Genomic DNA, 17688 nt, shown 5'->3' on the forward strand with positions numbered 1-17688 from the left:
ATATATGTTATAAGTGCTGTAAGGTCTCTAAAATATAATTGTGCATTGCATCCGTATAATCCATATGGGTGACCATTCTAAGCTTACCCTGTCCCATACTAATAATATGAATATCCAAGCTTCGCAGTTTTTCTGTAAATGCATCGCTGGAAATATTATCCTCGTCTATCTCAAAAATAATAATATTGGTTTCTATGGGTTCTACTTTTTTAACATAACTTACAGTCTCTAATGCAAGCCCTATTTCTAAGGCTTTTTTATGGTCTTCAGAAAGGCGCGCAATATGCTCATCTAATGCAAATATTCCCGCAGCAGCCAAAAATCCGGATTGACGCATCCCTCCTCCTAAAATTTTTCTAATACGAAGTGCCTGATGAATAGTATCCTTATCCCCTACCAAAACAGAACCTACTGGGCAACCCAAGCCCTTACTTAAACAAACGCTAATAGTATCGAACAAAGCACCATATTGTTCAGCAGTTTCTTCTTTGGCCACTAAAGCGTTCCATAGGCGTGCGCCGTCTAAATGATACTTTAGATTGTGTTTCTCACAGACTGCCTTAATCCGTTCCAGTTCTTTAAAATCCCAACAAGCACCACCTCCTTTATTCGTTGTATTTTCGATACATACCAGTTTAGACAATGGACTATGATAGAAATCTGGCGGGTTGATGGCATGCTCTACCTGTGTGGCGGTCATCATACCTCGATAACCATCTACCAACCTACAAGAAACCCCACTATTAAAGCTTACACCACCACCTTCGTAATTAAAAACATGTGCATATTTATCGCAAATAAGCTGTTCTCCTGGCTGCGTGTGTAACTTTATGGCTGTTTGGTTGGTCATTGTACCGCTTGGAAAGAAAAGAGCGGCCTCCATACCAAACATCTCAGCAACTTTTTCCTCCAAAGCATTTACGGAAGGGTCCTCTTTAAAAACATCATCACCAACTTTTGCACTCAATATGGCATCCATCATTCCTTTTGATGGCTTCGTAACAGTATCGCTAATTAAATTTACTTTCATTCAATAAGGTAATGTAGATTTAATGACTTAATGAAAACAATCCATTCCAATAGGTGAACCATCTGGTAATTTTGGAGCAGCAATAACCTCAAAATCATCAGGATGCTCGTAAAATCCATTTATTCTTCTAACCATCTCCATGGCATTAGTGTTATTAGCTTTTGCCATTAGCTTGACTTTCAGATGCCTTAATTGCGCATTAGCTATTGCATTAACCTGAGGGTGGACCTTATCATGAATCGCTAAATTCATTAGGTGAAACAATATTCTATAATTTATACTATGTTGTACTTCTTGGAGGTAAGCATCTTTGTGATCTTTAAATAGGGTGTTAGCTGCCAATTCATTGAACACCTCTTCTAGTCCAATATTATCAGGTTCTAAAGCTTTCTGCTGAATTAGTCGTGAGGCTCTTTCTGGATGAAGTAGCAAACCTAATGTCATATCCGCAGCGGTTTCAGGCGCAGAAAGGGCATCAAAAGAAACCCCGGTCTTTCCGTTTATGGATTCCCTTGTTCTTCCATAGCCGAAAGCTCTAGGTGGAAATAGCGCTAGCTTTTCTCTAGGAATGGCAATCTCATCAGCGTCCAAAGTTCTTAACACTACCTTCAACGCTTTTTCCTGGTTTGATTTATCGACTGTACGGACCACCTCTTGCCCATCTCCCTTTACAGCATAATTATATTCTAAACCGCCAATAATTTTAGTAACACCTTCTGTCTGATACCTATGGAAAAAGTATAACGGCACAAAAACATCCTCTAAAACAGAATTAGGCTCATTCGTTTTAATATTATCAATAGAGAAGTTTTTGATAGCAGTGCTTCTAACTTGAAGCATAGCATCCAACTCTTCACTTATATCCTTTCCATTATCCCAGAGATGTGCCAAAACGTGAGCACTACCTTGTGGCCGAGCATCTTGATCCGTAATATACCGTAATCCTTTGTCCTTGGCGCGTTCTAGTATTTCATTCAGTGCTTTTTCTTCTTCAACACCCGCTGGAAAAGACGAATAAGAATAGGCTATGGTAACCTTGTCCCAATCTCCAATACCTATGGCATAGGCGTTGGAGAAATCAATTTCCCCATTGGACACCGAAAACTGGGGATGTGGATAATCCATCACCGATGCTCTGTTATTGGTGCTAGCGGCATAATTATGGGCAAATCCTAAGGTATGTCCAATTTCATGGGCAGAGAGTTGGCGTATTCTTGCTATGGCCAAATCCAACATAGGTTTATGATTATCATCACGCTCGGCAAAAGGCTTGTTCATTAAGGCCTGGGCTATTAAATAGTCCTGACGTATACGTAGGCTTCCTAAACTAACATGTCCTTTCATAATTTCACCCGTACGTGGATCCGTAATACTACTGCCATAGCTCCAGCCACGAGTGGAACGGTGCACCCATTGAATTACGTTATACCTAACGTCCATAGGGTCTGCATCATCAGGTAAAACCTTTACTTGAAAAGCATCCTTGTAACCAATAGCTTCAAAAGCTTGGTTCCACCAACGACCTCCTTCTAATAATGCAGAACGCACTGGCTCTGGTGTTCCATTATCTAAATAATAGATAATGGGTTCTACGGCTTCACTAACCGCGTCGTTAGGGTACTTCTTTTCCAGACGATGCCTTCTAATAAAGCGCTTTAAAATGGACTCTTCTACCGGAGTAGCGTAATCATAATACATAAAAGGAGATGATCCAGAACGAGGATCAAATTTTCGCTGCTTATAACCGTCATCTGGCAGTTCAATAAAAGAACAGTGTTGTGCAACAGTAATTAAATCTGAGTTAGGTGTTACCGAGTTGATGTAGTTCCCTGTGGCTTGCCCTTTAAAAGTCATTGCCATATCAAACTCCACATTCTTTGGAAACGCTTTTGTCCTTTCCAAAGCCATAGCGCTTTTGGTTTTATCCAAACTATAAGTCCCTTGTTTAGTCCTTTTTAATCGCTTAGCAACACCGTGGGCGTCTTGCATTAAAAAATCAGTAATATCAATTATATAAGTTCCGTTCTTTTCCTCTTCTATCTTAAATCCTCCTAAAATAGATTTGGCAAAAGCCTGCTCAACGGATTTACGTTCTAATTCGTTATCGGTTAAAGCTCTAAACTTTAAATTTGGTTGTACCAACAGTAATTTATTCCCAGCTTTCTTAAAATAGACCACTTGTTCGTTACCTAACTGTCCGCGATCCAAACCTATGTCGTTACTCCCAATACCACTACTTAAAGAGTATACATACAGAAATTCTTTATTAAGCTTGTCTACTTCTAAAAAAACCTTGTCCGTTTTAGCGTCATAATAAAAATCAAAAAGGCCTTGGTATTTCTTGAAATCTTTCTTTTTTTCGGAAAATTGAGCGGTAATTGTTTGAAAGGATAACAATGCAATCAGCAACATTAATACGTTTTTCATTCTAGTTGGTTTAGAAGCTAAAAATATGGAAATTATAGGAAACACTATTGAAAATATTAGAAGCACCTATGATTACATAAATTCATCAAAATAGTATAGAAATATTAGGAAATCATCAAAATGAAGTTTGTATTAATATGAATTATCCATCTCATTTCTCTATTAAAACCATTATCTTCTAGGAAAACAAAAAACTATGGGGAATATTGAAAATCAGATATTTTCATCTTACCAAAGAAATCCAGAACTATATGACGAAATTTATGATAAAGACGGTTCCATAAAAACTGTTTATCAAAAATTATTCAATCTGTACGGAGAGCACTCCATTAAGGATTATGTTAATTTAAATACCAAAGCAAAATCATCTTTTTTTAATCAAGGAATTACATTTCAGGTTTATGGAGATAATGAGACTCAAGAGAAAATTTTTCCATTTGATTTGTTTCCAAGAATTATAGACCATGAGGAATGGGATGTTATTGAAAAAGGAGCCATACAGCGCAGTAAGGCCTTAAACCTATTCTTATGGGATATCTACCATGATAAAAATATTCTGAAACAAGGTATAGTTCCCTTAGACCTTATTAGCTCTTCAGAAAATTATCTAGATCAGATGAACGGGATTGATCCTCCTGGTGGCATTTACAACCATATTTCGGGGACCGATGTCATAAAACATAGTGATGGTAAATATTATGTACTGGAAGATAATATAAGATGCCCGTCCGGAGTAAGTTATGTCATATGCAACAGAACAGCATTAAAGAGAGCATTATTCGGGGTATTTAACCATTACCAAACACACACGGTAACCAATTACGCCGAAAACCTTTTGGAACTTTTGGAATCTACAAAACCCAAAGGCGTGGATATTCCCAATTGTGTGGTGATAACACCGGGAATGTATAATTCTGCATTCTATGAACATTCCTATTTGGCGAAAACTATGGGTGTAGAATTAGTGGAAGGACGCGATTTATTTGTAGAAAATGATTTTGTTTACATGAAGACCATCAGAGGTCCCCAAAAGGTGGATGTCATCTATAGACGTATAGACGATCTTTTTCTTGACCCATTAGAATTTAAACCCGATTCCACGTTAGGTGTGCCCGGATTATTCGCCGCCTATAAGAAAGGGAACGTTACCTTAGCCAACGCACCGGGAACCGGTGTTGCCGATGATAAAGCAGTATACACCTACATGCCTGAAATAATTAAGTATTATTTGGGTGAGGAGCCCATTTTAAACAATGTACATACGTACCACTGTAGCAGACCAGATGAACTCAAGTACGTTTTAGAACATATTCACGAACTGGTTATAAAACCTGTAGACGAGGCTGGTGGTTATGGTATCTCTATCGGTAACAGGCTCACAAAAGCTGAAATAGAAACCGTTAAAAAGCAGGTGGCGGCGCATCCAAGAAAATATGTTGCTCAACCTATCATGTCACTTTCGGTACACCCAACTTATATTGATGAGAGCGAGTCTTTCGAACAACGCCATGTAGACTTAAGAACTTTTACGGTGTTAGGAAAAGATAAAGAATTTGTACTCAAAGGAGGCCTTACCCGTGTAGCGCTTCAAAAAGGAAATCTAATCGTAAACTCATCACAAGGAGGTGGGTCAAAAGATACTTGGGTATTAAAAGAGTAGTCAAAATCAGAAAGTACGTTTTAAAAATAAACTAGAAATTATAATTTTATGCTAGCAAGAGTTGCCAATAATCTTTTTTGGATGGGGCGTTATATAGAAAGGTCAGAACATATAGCCCGCTATATTAATGTTAATTATTTTTCATCGTTAGATGCCCCAAATATAAAGTCACAGAATAGACAGTTTGTTTTACGATCAATGCGCTACATGGTGGGTGACCCAGTTGCCGATGAAAATATAACATTACATGAGGAAGATGTGCTGTATCAAATAGGTTTAGACGCTAATTTTCAATACTCTATCATTAATAATGTAAAGTTTGCTCGCGAAAATGCCAATAGCGCAAGGGACTTGATTTCTACCGAACTATATGAATCCATTAATAAGTTCTATCATTTTGTGCTGAACTATCCTAAAGACCAGTTTGTAAAGAATAGTCTTCATGACTTTACGGTAAATGTCACTGAAATGACGTCTATTTTAAGGGGCAAGATAAGAGGTACACTATTACATGACTCCGTATACGCTATTATATTATTAGGAATCAATATTGAGCGTGCTACACAAATAACGCGTATCATCAATGCCAAATTTAACGATGCCCTTAAAGCACAAGGGAGTTATGGCGATAAATTTAGCAATAGCTTTGAATGGACAACATTATTGAAGTGCGCAGAATCCTATGATATGATGCGCCGTTTCTATAAAAAAACCCCTACGAGCATCTCTACACTAGAATTTTTAATATTGAATCCGAACTGTCCACGCTCCGTTATGAATTCATTGAATCAGGTATATAAGAACGTGAAGATTCTAGATCCTGGAAAAAAGTACAATAAAAAATCTACTGCCTTTCTCATTGGCCGAATAAGAGCGGAATATGAATACAAATACATAGAAGAAATTGAAAAGGATATAGAATCTTTTATAAACCATATATTACAAAGTCTTACAGAGGTAAGCAAAAAACTAGAAGAAGAGTTTTTCACCTATTAAGAACATCTGAATTAGCGTATCTTAGCCATTATGCCGAAAGAATATTCCATTACCTACAAAGCGGATAATAATTATGAGAATTGGGTTCATGATGCAAATTGGCAATTTTTAATTATTCCTCAGGAAAATGATTCCCAAGAGCTTATCGCCTTCGATTTTTTAAACTCAATAAAGGCAATTAATGAAGAATCTATTAATGGATATGGCTTTAAGACCGTTAGAGTACATCCTAAAGAAAAATTCAAGAAGATTTCTTTTGAGGCTAATTTTAAATTGATTAAAAAAGAAGTAAATCCGTTCGATTTTGAACCGGAACACGATGTATCCGCTTCTTACTCCAAATTGAATAAACTTGATTTTAAAGTCGATTTCGAACCTTTTCTAAAGAAAACCCATTTTACGACATTACCTAATCTCACCAGTTCCCTTTTTCAATTTGATGAACAACTATCCATATTCGAAAATCTAAAAAGGCTCAACGACTGGACATATATTCACATCTATTTTAAAACAGGGGTTACCAATGTGAAGACCACGCTCGATGAAATCATAAAAAAAAGACACGGCGTTTGTCAAGATTTCACACATCTCTTTTGTGCCTTGGCAAGGAAAAATGGTATCCCAGCAAGGTATGTCTCGGGTTACTTGCATCAAGGAAGTGGCTATTTTGGAGATTCACAGATGCATGCTTGGTCAGAGACTTACGTTCCTAACGTAGGCTGGGTAGGGTTTGACCCTACAAACAATCTCCTTGCTAATGACAATCACATTAAGGTTGCGCACGGTAAAGACTACGACGATTGTTCACCGTTAAAAGGTGTTATTTATTCCCAGGGTAAAAACAAAACTTCGCATTCCGTTATAGTAAGCAGTCAACAACAACAATAAAAGGCAAGTTGCCCTATTATTATTGCCAAAAAGAACATTATTTTTACGCAAAATATTTAGAAAATGCATATTACTACAGACCACTACAAAGGTCTTTTAGATCGCCTTGGTGCGTTAAGGAGGTATCTTTGACATTGATGCCAAGCTTATAGAAATCGAGAACGAGCAGGAAAAAACCTTAGCTCCAGATTTTTGGGACAATCCACAAGAGGCACAGGCGCATATGAAGTTTATCCAATCTAAGAAACAATGGGTAGATGATTATAATGACGCAAAGACTTTAGTCAATGATTTAGAAGTACTCATAGAGTTTCTGGAAGAAGGAGAGGTCTCGGAAGAAGAAGTAGACACCCAATACCAGAAGGCATTGGACGTTCTTGAAAAAATGGAGTTTAAAAATATGCTCTCCGAAGAAGGGGATGAACTCCCCGCTGTGCTTCAAATTACCGCAGGTGCAGGAGGTACGGAAAGTTGTGATTGGGCCGCAATGCTTATGCGCATGTACATGATGTGGGCAGAGAAAAATGGTTATAAGGTTAAAGAGCTTAATTATCAAGACGGAGATGTAGCTGGTATTAAAACCGTAACCTTGGAAATAGATGGGGACTTTGCCTTTGGCTGGTTAAAGGGTGAAAACGGCGTGCATAGACTGGTGCGCATCTCACCTTTTGATAGTAATGCCAAAAGACACACCTCGTTCGTATCCGTTTATGTTTATCCTTTGGTTGATGATAGTATCGAAATTGATGTAAATCCAGCAGATATTACCATCACCACGGCACGTTCTAGTGGTGCAGGTGGTCAGAATGTGAACAAGGTGGAGACTAAAGTGCAACTGGTACACCATCCATCGGGAATACAAATCTCTTGTTCAGACTCTAGAAGCCAACACGACAATAGGGCAACGGCAATGAAAATGCTAAAATCGCAATTATATGAGATAGAATTGCGCAAAAAAATGGAAGCACGGCAAGAAATAGAATCCTCAAAAATGAAAATTGAATGGGGTTCTCAAATAAGAAACTATGTTATGCATCCGTATAAGTTAGTAAAAGATGTCCGCACTGCTCATGAAACAGGTAATGTAGACGCTGTAATGGACGGTAATATAGATGCCTTTCTAAAAGCGTATCTTATGCTTATGGGGCAAAAAGACGAAGAATAAAACTATAGTAAAGAATATGATCAAAATATATCACAACCCTAGGTGTAAAAAATCCAGAGAAGGATTAGCTGCTGTAGAAAAATCTGGCAAGGAGTTTGAAGTAGTGAGGTATCTAGAAAACATTCCCTCTAAAGAAGAGTTGAGAGAAGTTATAAATTGTCTAGGTATTAAACCAGAGAGCCTGGTCCGTAAAAACGAAGCTATTTGGAAAGAAAAGTACAGAAACAGAATGCTTTCTGATGAAGAAGTATTAGACGCCATGATAACTTATCCAAAACTTATAGAAAGACCAATAGTCATTAACAATGGAACCGCCGTAATAGGTAGACCATTAGAGAACATAGAAAATTTTATTTCATAATATGTTTAATATTATTCAGCTAAGTTTAAACATATTAACAAACAATTAACCAATTGTGATTAAACCAAAGTATAATTTTACAATCTAACATTATGAAAATACTAATACAATCCAATTTAGCAAGAATCGTTTTTGCAAGCATTTTTTTGCTTGTTGGTTCAGAGTCTTTTGCTCAATTCGGGCGGGGTCAACAAGGTTTTGGAGGCAGAGGAGCTTATGGGTACGGAAGACAGCGCAGTACTATTCCACAAGCTCAAGAAGCTCCAAAGAAGGAGGAGCCTAAAACGGCAGCGCAAATAGTGGACGAGACAATGCCATCTATTACGGAAGCTATAGGGCTGAACGAATTTGAAACCGCAGTTTTGAGTTCGGTATTAAAAAAATACGTGCAGGAACGTATTGAAGCTCAAATTTTAAAATTACCTCCAGAGAAAATGAAAGAGGTATATGAAAAAATAACGGAGCGCCAAGATGAAGAACTAAGGGCCGGACTTCCTTTGGAAAAATATGAAGCGTTCGTTGAACTTCAGAAAAATGGAGTAGCCAAGACGATAAAGAACAATAAAAAGAAGAAAAAGAAACGCAAAAAAGCAAAAAGTTAACCCTATGAGAAAGATTTTTCTGTTACTCCTATTATTAAGTATTACAAGTATTTATAGTCAAAGAAAAGGAGGGAATAAAGGGCAGAGACCGAGTCCCATAGAAATAACAGGAAAAGTCATAGATCAAGAAACAAACCAACCTTTAGAATACGCCACCTTTGTACTGCAAAGTATAAGAAATCCCGACAAAATAACCGGAGGCATTACTGATATAAATGGTGTATTCAAAGTGGAAACGCCCCCAGGAAAATATAACTTAAGCATTGAATACATAGGGTACAAAACCTATGAAAGTGCTAATCAGGAAATCACTAAAAACACTGATATTGGCACTATAAAACTTCAGATTTCTGCAGCACAATTAGAAGGAGTCGAAATTATTGCGGAAAAAACTACCGTAGAAGTCAGATTAGATAAAAAAGTATATAATGTTGGTAAAGACCTCACCAATAGTGGTGCCACAATAAGTGATGCCTTGGATAATATACCCTCTGTAACTGTAGATGTTGATGGTGCTGTGGCTCTTAGGGGTAACGGTAATGTGCGCATACTCATAAATGGAAGACCTTCGGCTTTAGCAGGCTTTGGTTCAACGGATGCGCTTCGTCAGCTCCCCGCAGATGCAATAGAGAAAGTAGAGGTTATTACGAGTCCGTCAGCGCGTTACGACGCAGAAGGTACCGCAGGTATTTTGAATATTGTTTTAAAAAAAGAAAAAACCCGTGGTGTTAACGGCACAATTAATACCACTGTGGGTTTTCCCTCAGCGGCTTCGCTTACTGCTAATCTTAACTTAAGAAAAGAAAAATATAACCTCTTTACTACCTTAGGATATTCCTATCGTGAACCACCTGGAAATGGACTCGCCGACAATACTTACTTTAGTGATGCAAGTGAGTTTGATAGGATAATAGAAGAGCGAGATATCAACCGAATAAACAGCGGTTTTAATCTAAATTTAGGTGTAGAGTATTTTTTAACGGAAACCTCATCGATTACCGCAAGCGCCTTCGCTAGAACTAACGATGGAGAAGATATCACTGAAAATATTGCAACAGGATTCGTAGAAGCCGAAATAAATCGTATTGCATTACGCGTAGAAGATGAGCAAGAAGAAGAAAAAAGTGCACAATTTTCCTTGAGTTACAATAACGACTTTAATACGGAAGGACACAAACTTACCGTAGACCTGCAACTTTCCTATGACGAAGAATTTAAACCAACACCGATTACTGAAAATCAAACCTTTCCAAATACAGCTCCCATCGCAAACCTTAATATAGAAGAATTAGAGTTGCAAAATGAATATTTAGCGCAAGTAGATTATGTACTACCTATGGGAGATGCACAGTTTGAAGCAGGATACCGAGGCAATTGGGAACAATCGGATACCGATTTTTATTTGGAAGAAGAACTTGATTTAGGTTCTGGTGTTTTTGTTCCTAATGCAGGTCTCGTGAACCGATTTGTATTTAACCAGAACGTGAATTCTTTTTATACACAATATGGAGATAAGTTAGGGGCTTTTTCTTATTTAGCCGGACTTAGATTGGAAAACACCCGACTTCAAGGAGAAATTGTAGGTGCGGACGTGGCAAGTTTGCAAGAGATAGTAGGCGAGGGAATAGCTATTAATTTTGATAAGAATTATTTAGGCCTCTTCCCTACCCTAAACCTCATTTATGAACTGGCAGAAAACGAAAATTTGACCTTAGGCTACAACAGGAGAATCAACAGGCCCAGAGGTCGCTTTATTAACCCGTTCCCTTCCCAATCTAGCCGGACCAATATTTTTCAAGGAAATCCAGATTTAGACCCTGCCTTTGCAAATGCTTTTGATCTGGGATACTTGAAACGGTGGAAAAAATTAACGTTAACCTCATCTGTCTATTACCAAAAAGAAACAAATTCTTTTGAACGTGTACAGGAAGAAACGGGACAGGTAACATCAGACGGTATAGTAGTTATCCGCTCTATCCCGATTAACCTAGCAACCAACGAGCGTGTCGGTGCGGAATTGGGCTTGTTGTACAATCCTGCTAAATGGCTTCGTTTAAACGGTAGTTTCAATTTCTTTCAATTTAATTCGGAAGGAGAATTCAATGGTGTTGATTTTGGGGCAACGAACACAAGTTGGTTTTCCAGGTTTAGTTCAAAAGCAACCTTACCCGGTAAAATAGATTGGCAGACCAACGCCTTTTACCGTGGACCTACCAACAATGCACAAACTGAAAATGAAGGTATATTTACGTTGAATTTAGCTTTTAGCAAGGATATTCTTAAGGATAAAGGTACGCTGGCATTAAATGTGAGCGACCTGTTAAATTCAAGGAAAAGAATTTCTTCAACGACAACACCTTTTTTTACCTCTGAAAGTGAGTTTCAATGGAGAGAGCGTCAGTTTACACTTTCCTTTGTGTACCGCATAAACCAGAAAAAGAAACCGGAGCGAAGAGGAAACCGAGGAAACGACGAAGAAGAATTTGATGGATAAACTATAAAAGAGTACAAAACAAAAAAGAAGCCAAATTGGCTTCTTTTTTTATGCATCTCGTTGCGCTCGTTTAGCGTCTCGTTTCTCTTTAAGTAATTCTATGATATTACCTCCTAACCAATAAGGTACCACGAAGAGTAATAAAAATATCATTAACCAAAAACCAATAGTAAGTATGGTTAAAAATGCTAAAAATCCTAAATATTGGTCAAATTCGAACATATCAAAATTTTATATAATACAAAGATACCATAAACGTATTATTTTTTGCAAGCTATAAATGAAATTAATTTTAATTGATGTCAAAAAATCTACCTGAAATAATTTAATCCTTTATTTTTAGCTACTATCGTATATCTTAACTTTGTCATAGAAAAAAGTACAGTATGGAATATAGAATTGAAAAAGACACCATGGGGCAGGTAAAAGTCCCAAGTAATAAATATTGGGGCGCCCAGACAGAGCGTTCCAGAAATAACTTCAAGATAGGACCAGCAGCATCTATGCCGTTAGATATTGTATATGGTTTTGCATATTTAAAAAAAGCTGCTGCCTTTACCAATTGCGAACTTGGGGTTTTATCGGAGTCTAAACGCAATTTAATAGCACAAGTTTGTGATGAAATTTTAGCAGGAAAACATGACGACCAATTTCCATTGGTAATCTGGCAAACTGGTTCAGGGACGCAAAGTAATATGAACGTCAATGAGGTCGTTGCCAATAGAGCACATGAAATAGCTGGTCATAAAATTGGGGAAGGAGAAAAAACCATTCAACCAAATGACGATGTCAACAAATCGCAGTCGTCAAACGACACCTTCCCTACAGGTATGCATATTGCTGCATACAAGAAAATTATAGAGGTAACGATTCCAGGAGTCACGCAACTACGAAATACCCTTCAGCGTAAGAGCGAAGCATTTAATTCTGTGGTGAAAATTGGAAGGACCCATCTTATGGACGCCACTCCCCTTACCCTTGGTCAGGAATTTTCCGGTTACGTATCTCAACTAGACCATGGACTAAAGGCGCTAAAAAATACCCTCAGTCATTTAAGCGAATTAGCTTTAGGTGGAACGGCGGTAGGCACAGGTCTCAACACCCCAAAAGGTTATGACATACTCGTTGCCAAATATATTGCTGAATTCTCAGGCCTACCTTTTGTCACGGCCGAAAACAAATTTGAAGCTTTAGCAGCGCATGATGCAATAGTAGAAAGTCATGGTGCATTAAAACAATTAGCAGTTTCATTAAATAAAATAGCAAACGATATCCGTATGATGGCTTCCGGCCCACGTTCCGGGATTGGAGAAATCATAATTCCTGCCAATGAACCCGGCAGTTCTATTATGCCAGGAAAAGTAAACCCTACGCAATGTGAAGCGCTGACCATGGTCTGTGCTCAAGTAATGGGCAATGACGTGGCCATTAGCGTTGGAGGCACTCAGGGACATTACGAGTTAAATGTTTTTAAACCAATGATGGCATCTAATATTTTACAATCTGCTCAGTTAATAGGAGATGCTTGCGTTAGTTTTGAAGAGAATTGCGCGGCAGGTATTGAACCCAATAATGAGGTAATCAAAGAATTACTGAACAATTCATTGATGCTGGTAACTGCACTGAATACTAAAATTGGATACTACAAGGCCGCAGAGATTGCGAATACGGCCCATAAGAACGGTACTACATTAAAAGAGGAAGCAATTAACTTGGGTTATGTTAGTGCTGAAGACTATGATGAATGGGTTAAACCAGAAGCTATGGTAGGCAGCCTAAAATAAACGCAGACGCACAACAGCTAAAAAGCAAAAAGGGCAATCTTATAGATTGCCCTTTTCTTATATAATGGATAGTGTTACTTATTTTAAAGTGAACTGAGACGTTCCCAATAATTTAAGTTTGTCATCATATACATTTACCATGTATTGTCCTTTCTGGAAATCTCCTGCTGGTCTGTTCATATAGTCGCAGATATCCAATGACTTGTTCTCATAGTAAAAATTGGTTGCTTTACTATACGTGATAGAAGCACCGTTGTCATTAGTCTTAGAGAAACTCTCACCAAGTACGTTACCTTGGGGATCCAAGGTCTCTAAGTAAAACTCTCTATCTCCTGCCTGTGCAATAACATTATCAGCAACGGTAAAACAGATTTTAAACTTATCCGTAGCCTTTGCTCTTGAAGTAGAGACTAACTTACCACTGTTACGCTCTTTAACGGCATCAACATTTATTTTTGAAAGGTTTAAAGCGGAACCTTTCTCAACAACATCTGCCAATTGAGTGTTCTGTACTACTAAAGAATCATTGAAAACCGTTTGTTTTTCCAACTCTACATACGTACTATCTCTCTGCATGGCAATCATGCTATTAGAACGTGTAAGCGAATCAACTTGCTTTAACAACTGCTCTCTTTCTGCTTTAAGAACGCCTACTTGTCTTCTATATCTTGCCAACGAAGAAATATCAGCCTTCATTGTTTTTACAGAATCGATATATTTTGCAATGTTATCTCTTGCACTGACCAATTCCTCATTCGTAGCATTACTTTCCAAAATAGCCTTATCATATTCAGATTTTAAACTATTTAAATCGTCTACTACCAGTTCTTTCTCCTTAGTAAGAACGGTTTCCGTCTTCTTTTTGTCCTGATAAAGGCTTACGGTGTAAATAATGGTAGCTAAAAGTACAACACCAAGTAATGCTGCTAATACCTTTAATCCATTGTTATTTTTTGTTTCAGTCATAATGTACTATTTAATTAATCTTAGTTGATTTTAAATAAATGTATTTGTTTGTATCATTCTATATACGTAGCGAATAGTTTTTTAGATGTTGTAAATGTTAATTTATTGAAGCGACCTTAATTACATAGCTTAACTTTAAAGACTGAATTCGGTGCAATAATTTTTTATGATGATTAAAATAGTTCCATTCAAAACCAAATATGCTCCTGTTTTTAGAGATTTGAACCTTGCTTGGTTAAAGAAATACTTTCATGTTGAGCCAAAAGATCAGTTACTATTAGAAAATTGCCAAAAGCATATTATTGATAAAGGAGGTTATATATTCATTGCCCTTTTAAATGAACAACCCGTTGGTTGCTTCTCGCTTATGCCTACATCAACCAAGATATATGAACTTGGAAAAATGGCGGTATCCCATAAATACCAAGGCAAAAGTATAGGACAACAATTAATGGCCTTCGCTATAGCTTTTGCTCAACAACAAAACTGGGATAAAATCATCCTATATTCTAGCACAAAATTACCAACCGCGCTCTATATTTATAAAAAATACGACTTTAAGACTATTGAGCTAGAAAAAGATTTGCCCTATGCTCGAAGCGATATTAAAATGGAACTAAATTTGACTAACAATTGATAAAACAAAAAATATGAAAAAGATAGGTTTAGGTGTGATACTAATTTCAATCTTAGTATTAGGTTGTAAAGAAACGAAAAAGACTCAGTCAGAAAATACTACAGAACTATCTGAAAAAAAACCTTTAGTACAGAAGCCTAATTTAAAAATAATTCCCATCGCACATGCGACAATGGTCTTAGAATGGGAGGGTGTTACTATCTACGTGGATCCTGTAGGGGGTCCTGAAGCTTTTGTTTCTCAAAAAGACCCTGATTTAATACTAATCACTGACATTCATGGTGATCATTTTAATATGGAAACCTTACAAGGACTGAATACAATGAAGTCTAAAATTGTAGTACCACAAGCTGTCGCCGATAAAATGACCGACGAGTTTGTGCCACAACTAGACATACTCAACAACGGCGAAACGAAAGAACGTTATGAAATTACCATTGAGGCGGTACCAATGTATAACCTAAGAGCCGAAGCGCTAAAATTCCATAAAAAAGGAAGAGGTAATGGGTATGTTTTGACCAAGGGAGGGCAAAGCCTTTATTTCTCAGGAGATACCGAAGATATTCCTGAAATGAGAGCCTTAAAAAATATTGACAAAGCTTTTATCTGTATGAACCTTCCCTATACCATGACAGAAGAAAGTGCTGCTAGTGCAGTGTTAGCGTTTCAACCAAAACAAGTATACCCCTACCACTATAGGGGAAGACCTAATGTGAGTGATGTTACAAAATTTAAAAAAATAGTCAATGACGGAAACGATAACATTGAAGTAGTTCAGTTAGATTGGTATCCCAATGAGGATTACTAAAGCATAGGTAAAAGAAAACGATACTAAAAAAGCTCTTGAATTTCTCAAGAGCTTTTTTTGTTTAAAGTCGGCTATAATTATTAACGAATCAACTTCTTGTACTTAATTCGTTTTGGCATAATATCCGCTCCTAAACGTTTCTTCCTGTTTTCTTCATAATCCGAGAAGGAGCCTTCGAAGAAATAAACTTGGGAATCGCCCTCAAAAGCTAGTATGTGTGTACAGATTCTATCTAAGAACCACCTGTCGTGAGATATGACTACCGCACAACCCGCAAAGTTTTCAAGACCTTCTTCTAAGGCTCGTAAGGTATTTACATCTAGATCGTTAGTTGGCTCATCTAAAAGCAGCACATTACCTTCCTCTTTTAAGGTCATGGCCAAATGTAATCGGTTACGCTCACCACCAGAAAGCATACTTACCTTTTTATTCTGTTCACTTCCGGAGAAATTAAATCTACTTAAATAGGCTCTAGAATTTACTTGCCTACCGCCCATCATCACAAGCTCTTGTTCATCACTAAAGTTTTGCCAAATAGTTTTTTCAGGATCTATGTTAGAGTGACTTTGGTCTACATAGGCAATTTTAGCGGTATCCCCTACAACGAACTCTCCCTTGTCAGGAGTTTCTTCTCCCATTATCATCCTAAAAATAGTAGTTTTACCAGCACCATTTGGGCCAATAATACCAACGATACCCGCCTGTGGTAGATTAAAAGCTAAATCCTCGTAAAGCAATTTATCGTCATAGGCCTTACTTATACCCTTAGCTTCGATGACATTAGTACCTAATCTAGGTCCATTGGGAATATAAATTTCCAGTTTTTCATCCAGTTGTTTTTGGTCCTGGCTCATTAATTTATCATAGTTCTTAAGACGCGCCTTCTGTTTGGTCTGTCTTCCTTTTGCACCCTGTCTTACCCACTCTAATTCACGTTCCAAAGTTTTCTGTCTTTTGGAAGCCGTTTTACTTTCTTGGGCCATACGTTTAGATTTCTGGTCTAACCAAGAAGAATAGTTTCCTTTCCAAGGAATCCCTTCTCCCCTATCTAGCTCTAAAATCCAACCCGCAACATTATCTAGAAAGTATCTATCATGTGTAACAGCAATGACTGTTCCTTTATATTGTGCCAAATGATGCTCTAACCAATGTACCGATTCCGCATCCAAGTGGTTGGTGGGCTCATCTAAAAGTAAAATCTCAGGTTCTTGTAATAACAATCTACACAATGCAACCCTTCTGCGTTCCCCACCGGACAAAACACCAATTTTTTTATCCGAGTCAGGCGTTCTAAGCGCATCCATTGCAATTTCTAACTTGGTATCTAACTCCCAAGCGTTAGCGGCGTCTATCTTATCCTGTAACAAAGCTTGCTTATCCATGAGTTTCTGCATCTTATCCGCATCCTCATACACTTCTGGAAGCCCAAACATGTCATTGATTTTGTTATACTCGTCAAGAATAGCAACTGTTTCGGCCACACCTTCCTTGACCACTTCAAGAACCGTCTTATCTTCAGCAAGTTCTGGCTCTTGCTCCAAATATCCTACGTTGTAACCAGGAGAAAAAACGACATCCCCTTGAAAATTTTTATCAACTCCCGCAATTATCTTAAGTAAGGTAGATTTACCTGAACCATTAAGACCTAGAATACCAATTTTGGCTCCGTAAAAGAAGCTTAAATAAATATTCTTTAAAACAGGGGTATTCGCATTCTTATAGGTTTTAGTTAACCCGGACATGGAGAAAATGACTTTCTTATCGTCAGACATAGATGTTAGATATTAGATGTTAGATGTTAGATGTTAGATGTTAGATGTTAGATATTAGATATTAGATATTAGATTAATCTATAAAAACCATATTGTTC

At 37.5% G+C, this 17688-nt stretch carries 15 protein-coding genes; 10 read left to right on the forward strand and 5 right to left on the reverse strand.

Features of this window, described 5'->3' with window-relative positions:
* Positions 1 to 7: 7 nt before the first annotated feature.
* Both SJY09_RS06180 and SJY09_RS06185 read right to left on the reverse strand, forming a co-directional pair.
* Positions 8 to 1030 (reverse strand): threonine aldolase family protein, encoded by a 1023-nt coding sequence (locus tag SJY09_RS06180; RefSeq protein WP_396638090.1) that lies wholly within the window; start codon positions 1028 to 1030, stop codon positions 8 to 10.
* A gap of 27 nt (positions 1031 to 1057) precedes the next feature.
* Positions 1058 to 3457 carry a zinc-dependent metalloprotease gene (locus tag SJY09_RS06185; RefSeq protein WP_396638091.1) on the reverse strand — a complete coding sequence of 800 codons (2400 nt, stop codon included), beginning with the start codon at positions 3455 to 3457 and terminating at the stop codon, positions 1058 to 1060.
* A gap of 196 nt (positions 3458 to 3653) precedes the next feature.
* On the opposite strand from SJY09_RS06185, the gene SJY09_RS06190 reads away from it, so the two are divergent.
* From SJY09_RS06190 to SJY09_RS06220, 7 genes are all read left to right on the forward strand, one after another.
* The gene (locus tag SJY09_RS06190) at positions 3654 to 5117 is read left to right on the forward strand and encodes a circularly permuted type 2 ATP-grasp protein (RefSeq protein ID WP_396638092.1); all 1464 of its coding nucleotides are present in this window, start codon (positions 3654 to 3656) and stop codon (positions 5115 to 5117) included.
* Between the two features lie 48 nt (positions 5118 to 5165).
* Positions 5166 to 6113, forward strand: coding sequence for an alpha-E domain-containing protein (locus SJY09_RS06195; RefSeq protein WP_396638093.1), 948 nt, complete (start codon positions 5166 to 5168; stop codon positions 6111 to 6113).
* 30 nt (positions 6114 to 6143) lie between these two features.
* On the forward strand, positions 6144 to 7001 hold the full coding sequence (locus tag SJY09_RS06200) for a transglutaminase family protein (RefSeq protein WP_396638094.1): 858 nt from the start codon (positions 6144 to 6146) through the stop codon (positions 6999 to 7001).
* Positions 7002 to 7064: 63 nt separating this feature from the next.
* Positions 7065 to 8166, forward strand: a protein-coding gene (gene prfB, locus SJY09_RS06205) for a peptide chain release factor 2 (RefSeq protein WP_396638095.1) whose coding sequence is annotated in 2 segments (ribosomal slippage) — positions 7065 to 7130 and positions 7132 to 8166 — 1101 coding nt in all. Because the reading frame shifts where the segments join, the coding sequence is not laid out codon by codon here.
* Between the two features lie 16 nt (positions 8167 to 8182).
* Positions 8183 to 8527, forward strand: a complete 345-nt coding sequence (arsC, locus tag SJY09_RS06210) for an arsenate reductase (glutaredoxin) (protein ID WP_396638096.1) — start codon at positions 8183 to 8185, stop codon at positions 8525 to 8527.
* 92 nt (positions 8528 to 8619) lie between these two features.
* Positions 8620 to 9129 (forward strand): hypothetical protein, encoded by a 510-nt coding sequence (locus SJY09_RS06215; protein WP_396638097.1) that lies wholly within the window; start codon positions 8620 to 8622, stop codon positions 9127 to 9129.
* Positions 9130 to 9133: 4 nt separating this feature from the next.
* Positions 9134 to 11623: a TonB-dependent receptor domain-containing protein gene (locus SJY09_RS06220; RefSeq protein WP_396638098.1), complete on the forward strand. Its 2490-nt coding sequence runs from the start codon at positions 9134 to 9136 to the stop codon at positions 11621 to 11623.
* 48 nt (positions 11624 to 11671) lie between these two features.
* Here SJY09_RS06220 and SJY09_RS06225 read toward each other — a convergent pair whose 3' ends face one another.
* The gene (locus SJY09_RS06225; protein WP_396638099.1) at positions 11672 to 11845 is read right to left on the reverse strand and encodes a hypothetical protein; all 174 of its coding nucleotides are present in this window, start codon (positions 11843 to 11845) and stop codon (positions 11672 to 11674) included.
* Positions 11846 to 12009: 164 nt separating this feature from the next.
* Here SJY09_RS06225 and fumC point away from each other — a divergent pair, with 164 nt between their 5' ends.
* Positions 12010 to 13407, forward strand: a complete 1398-nt coding sequence (gene fumC / locus SJY09_RS06230) for a class II fumarate hydratase (protein WP_396638100.1) — start codon at positions 12010 to 12012, stop codon at positions 13405 to 13407.
* Between the two features lie 78 nt (positions 13408 to 13485).
* Here the strand turns inward: fumC and SJY09_RS06235 are convergent, their stop codons facing one another.
* Positions 13486 to 14373 carry a hypothetical protein gene (locus SJY09_RS06235; RefSeq protein WP_396638101.1) on the reverse strand — a complete coding sequence of 296 codons (888 nt, stop codon included), beginning with the start codon at positions 14371 to 14373 and terminating at the stop codon, positions 13486 to 13488.
* Positions 14374 to 14539: 166 nt separating this feature from the next.
* Between SJY09_RS06235 and SJY09_RS06240 the strand changes: the two genes are divergently transcribed.
* Positions 14540 to 15010 (forward strand): GNAT family N-acetyltransferase, encoded by a 471-nt coding sequence (locus tag SJY09_RS06240; protein WP_396638102.1) that lies wholly within the window; start codon positions 14540 to 14542, stop codon positions 15008 to 15010.
* Between the two features lie 13 nt (positions 15011 to 15023).
* Positions 15024 to 15818 carry an MBL fold metallo-hydrolase gene (locus SJY09_RS06245; protein WP_396638103.1) on the forward strand — a complete coding sequence of 265 codons (795 nt, stop codon included), beginning with the start codon at positions 15024 to 15026 and terminating at the stop codon, positions 15816 to 15818.
* 80 nt (positions 15819 to 15898) lie between these two features.
* Here SJY09_RS06245 and ettA read toward each other — a convergent pair whose 3' ends face one another.
* Positions 15899 to 17590, reverse strand: a complete 1692-nt coding sequence (gene ettA, locus SJY09_RS06250; RefSeq protein ID WP_396638104.1) for an energy-dependent translational throttle protein EttA — start codon at positions 17588 to 17590, stop codon at positions 15899 to 15901.
* Positions 17591 to 17688 lie beyond the last annotated feature (98 nt).

This window comes from Maribacter sp. R77961 (assembly GCF_044594925.1).
Lineage (GTDB): Bacteria > Bacteroidota > Bacteroidia > Flavobacteriales > Flavobacteriaceae > Maribacter.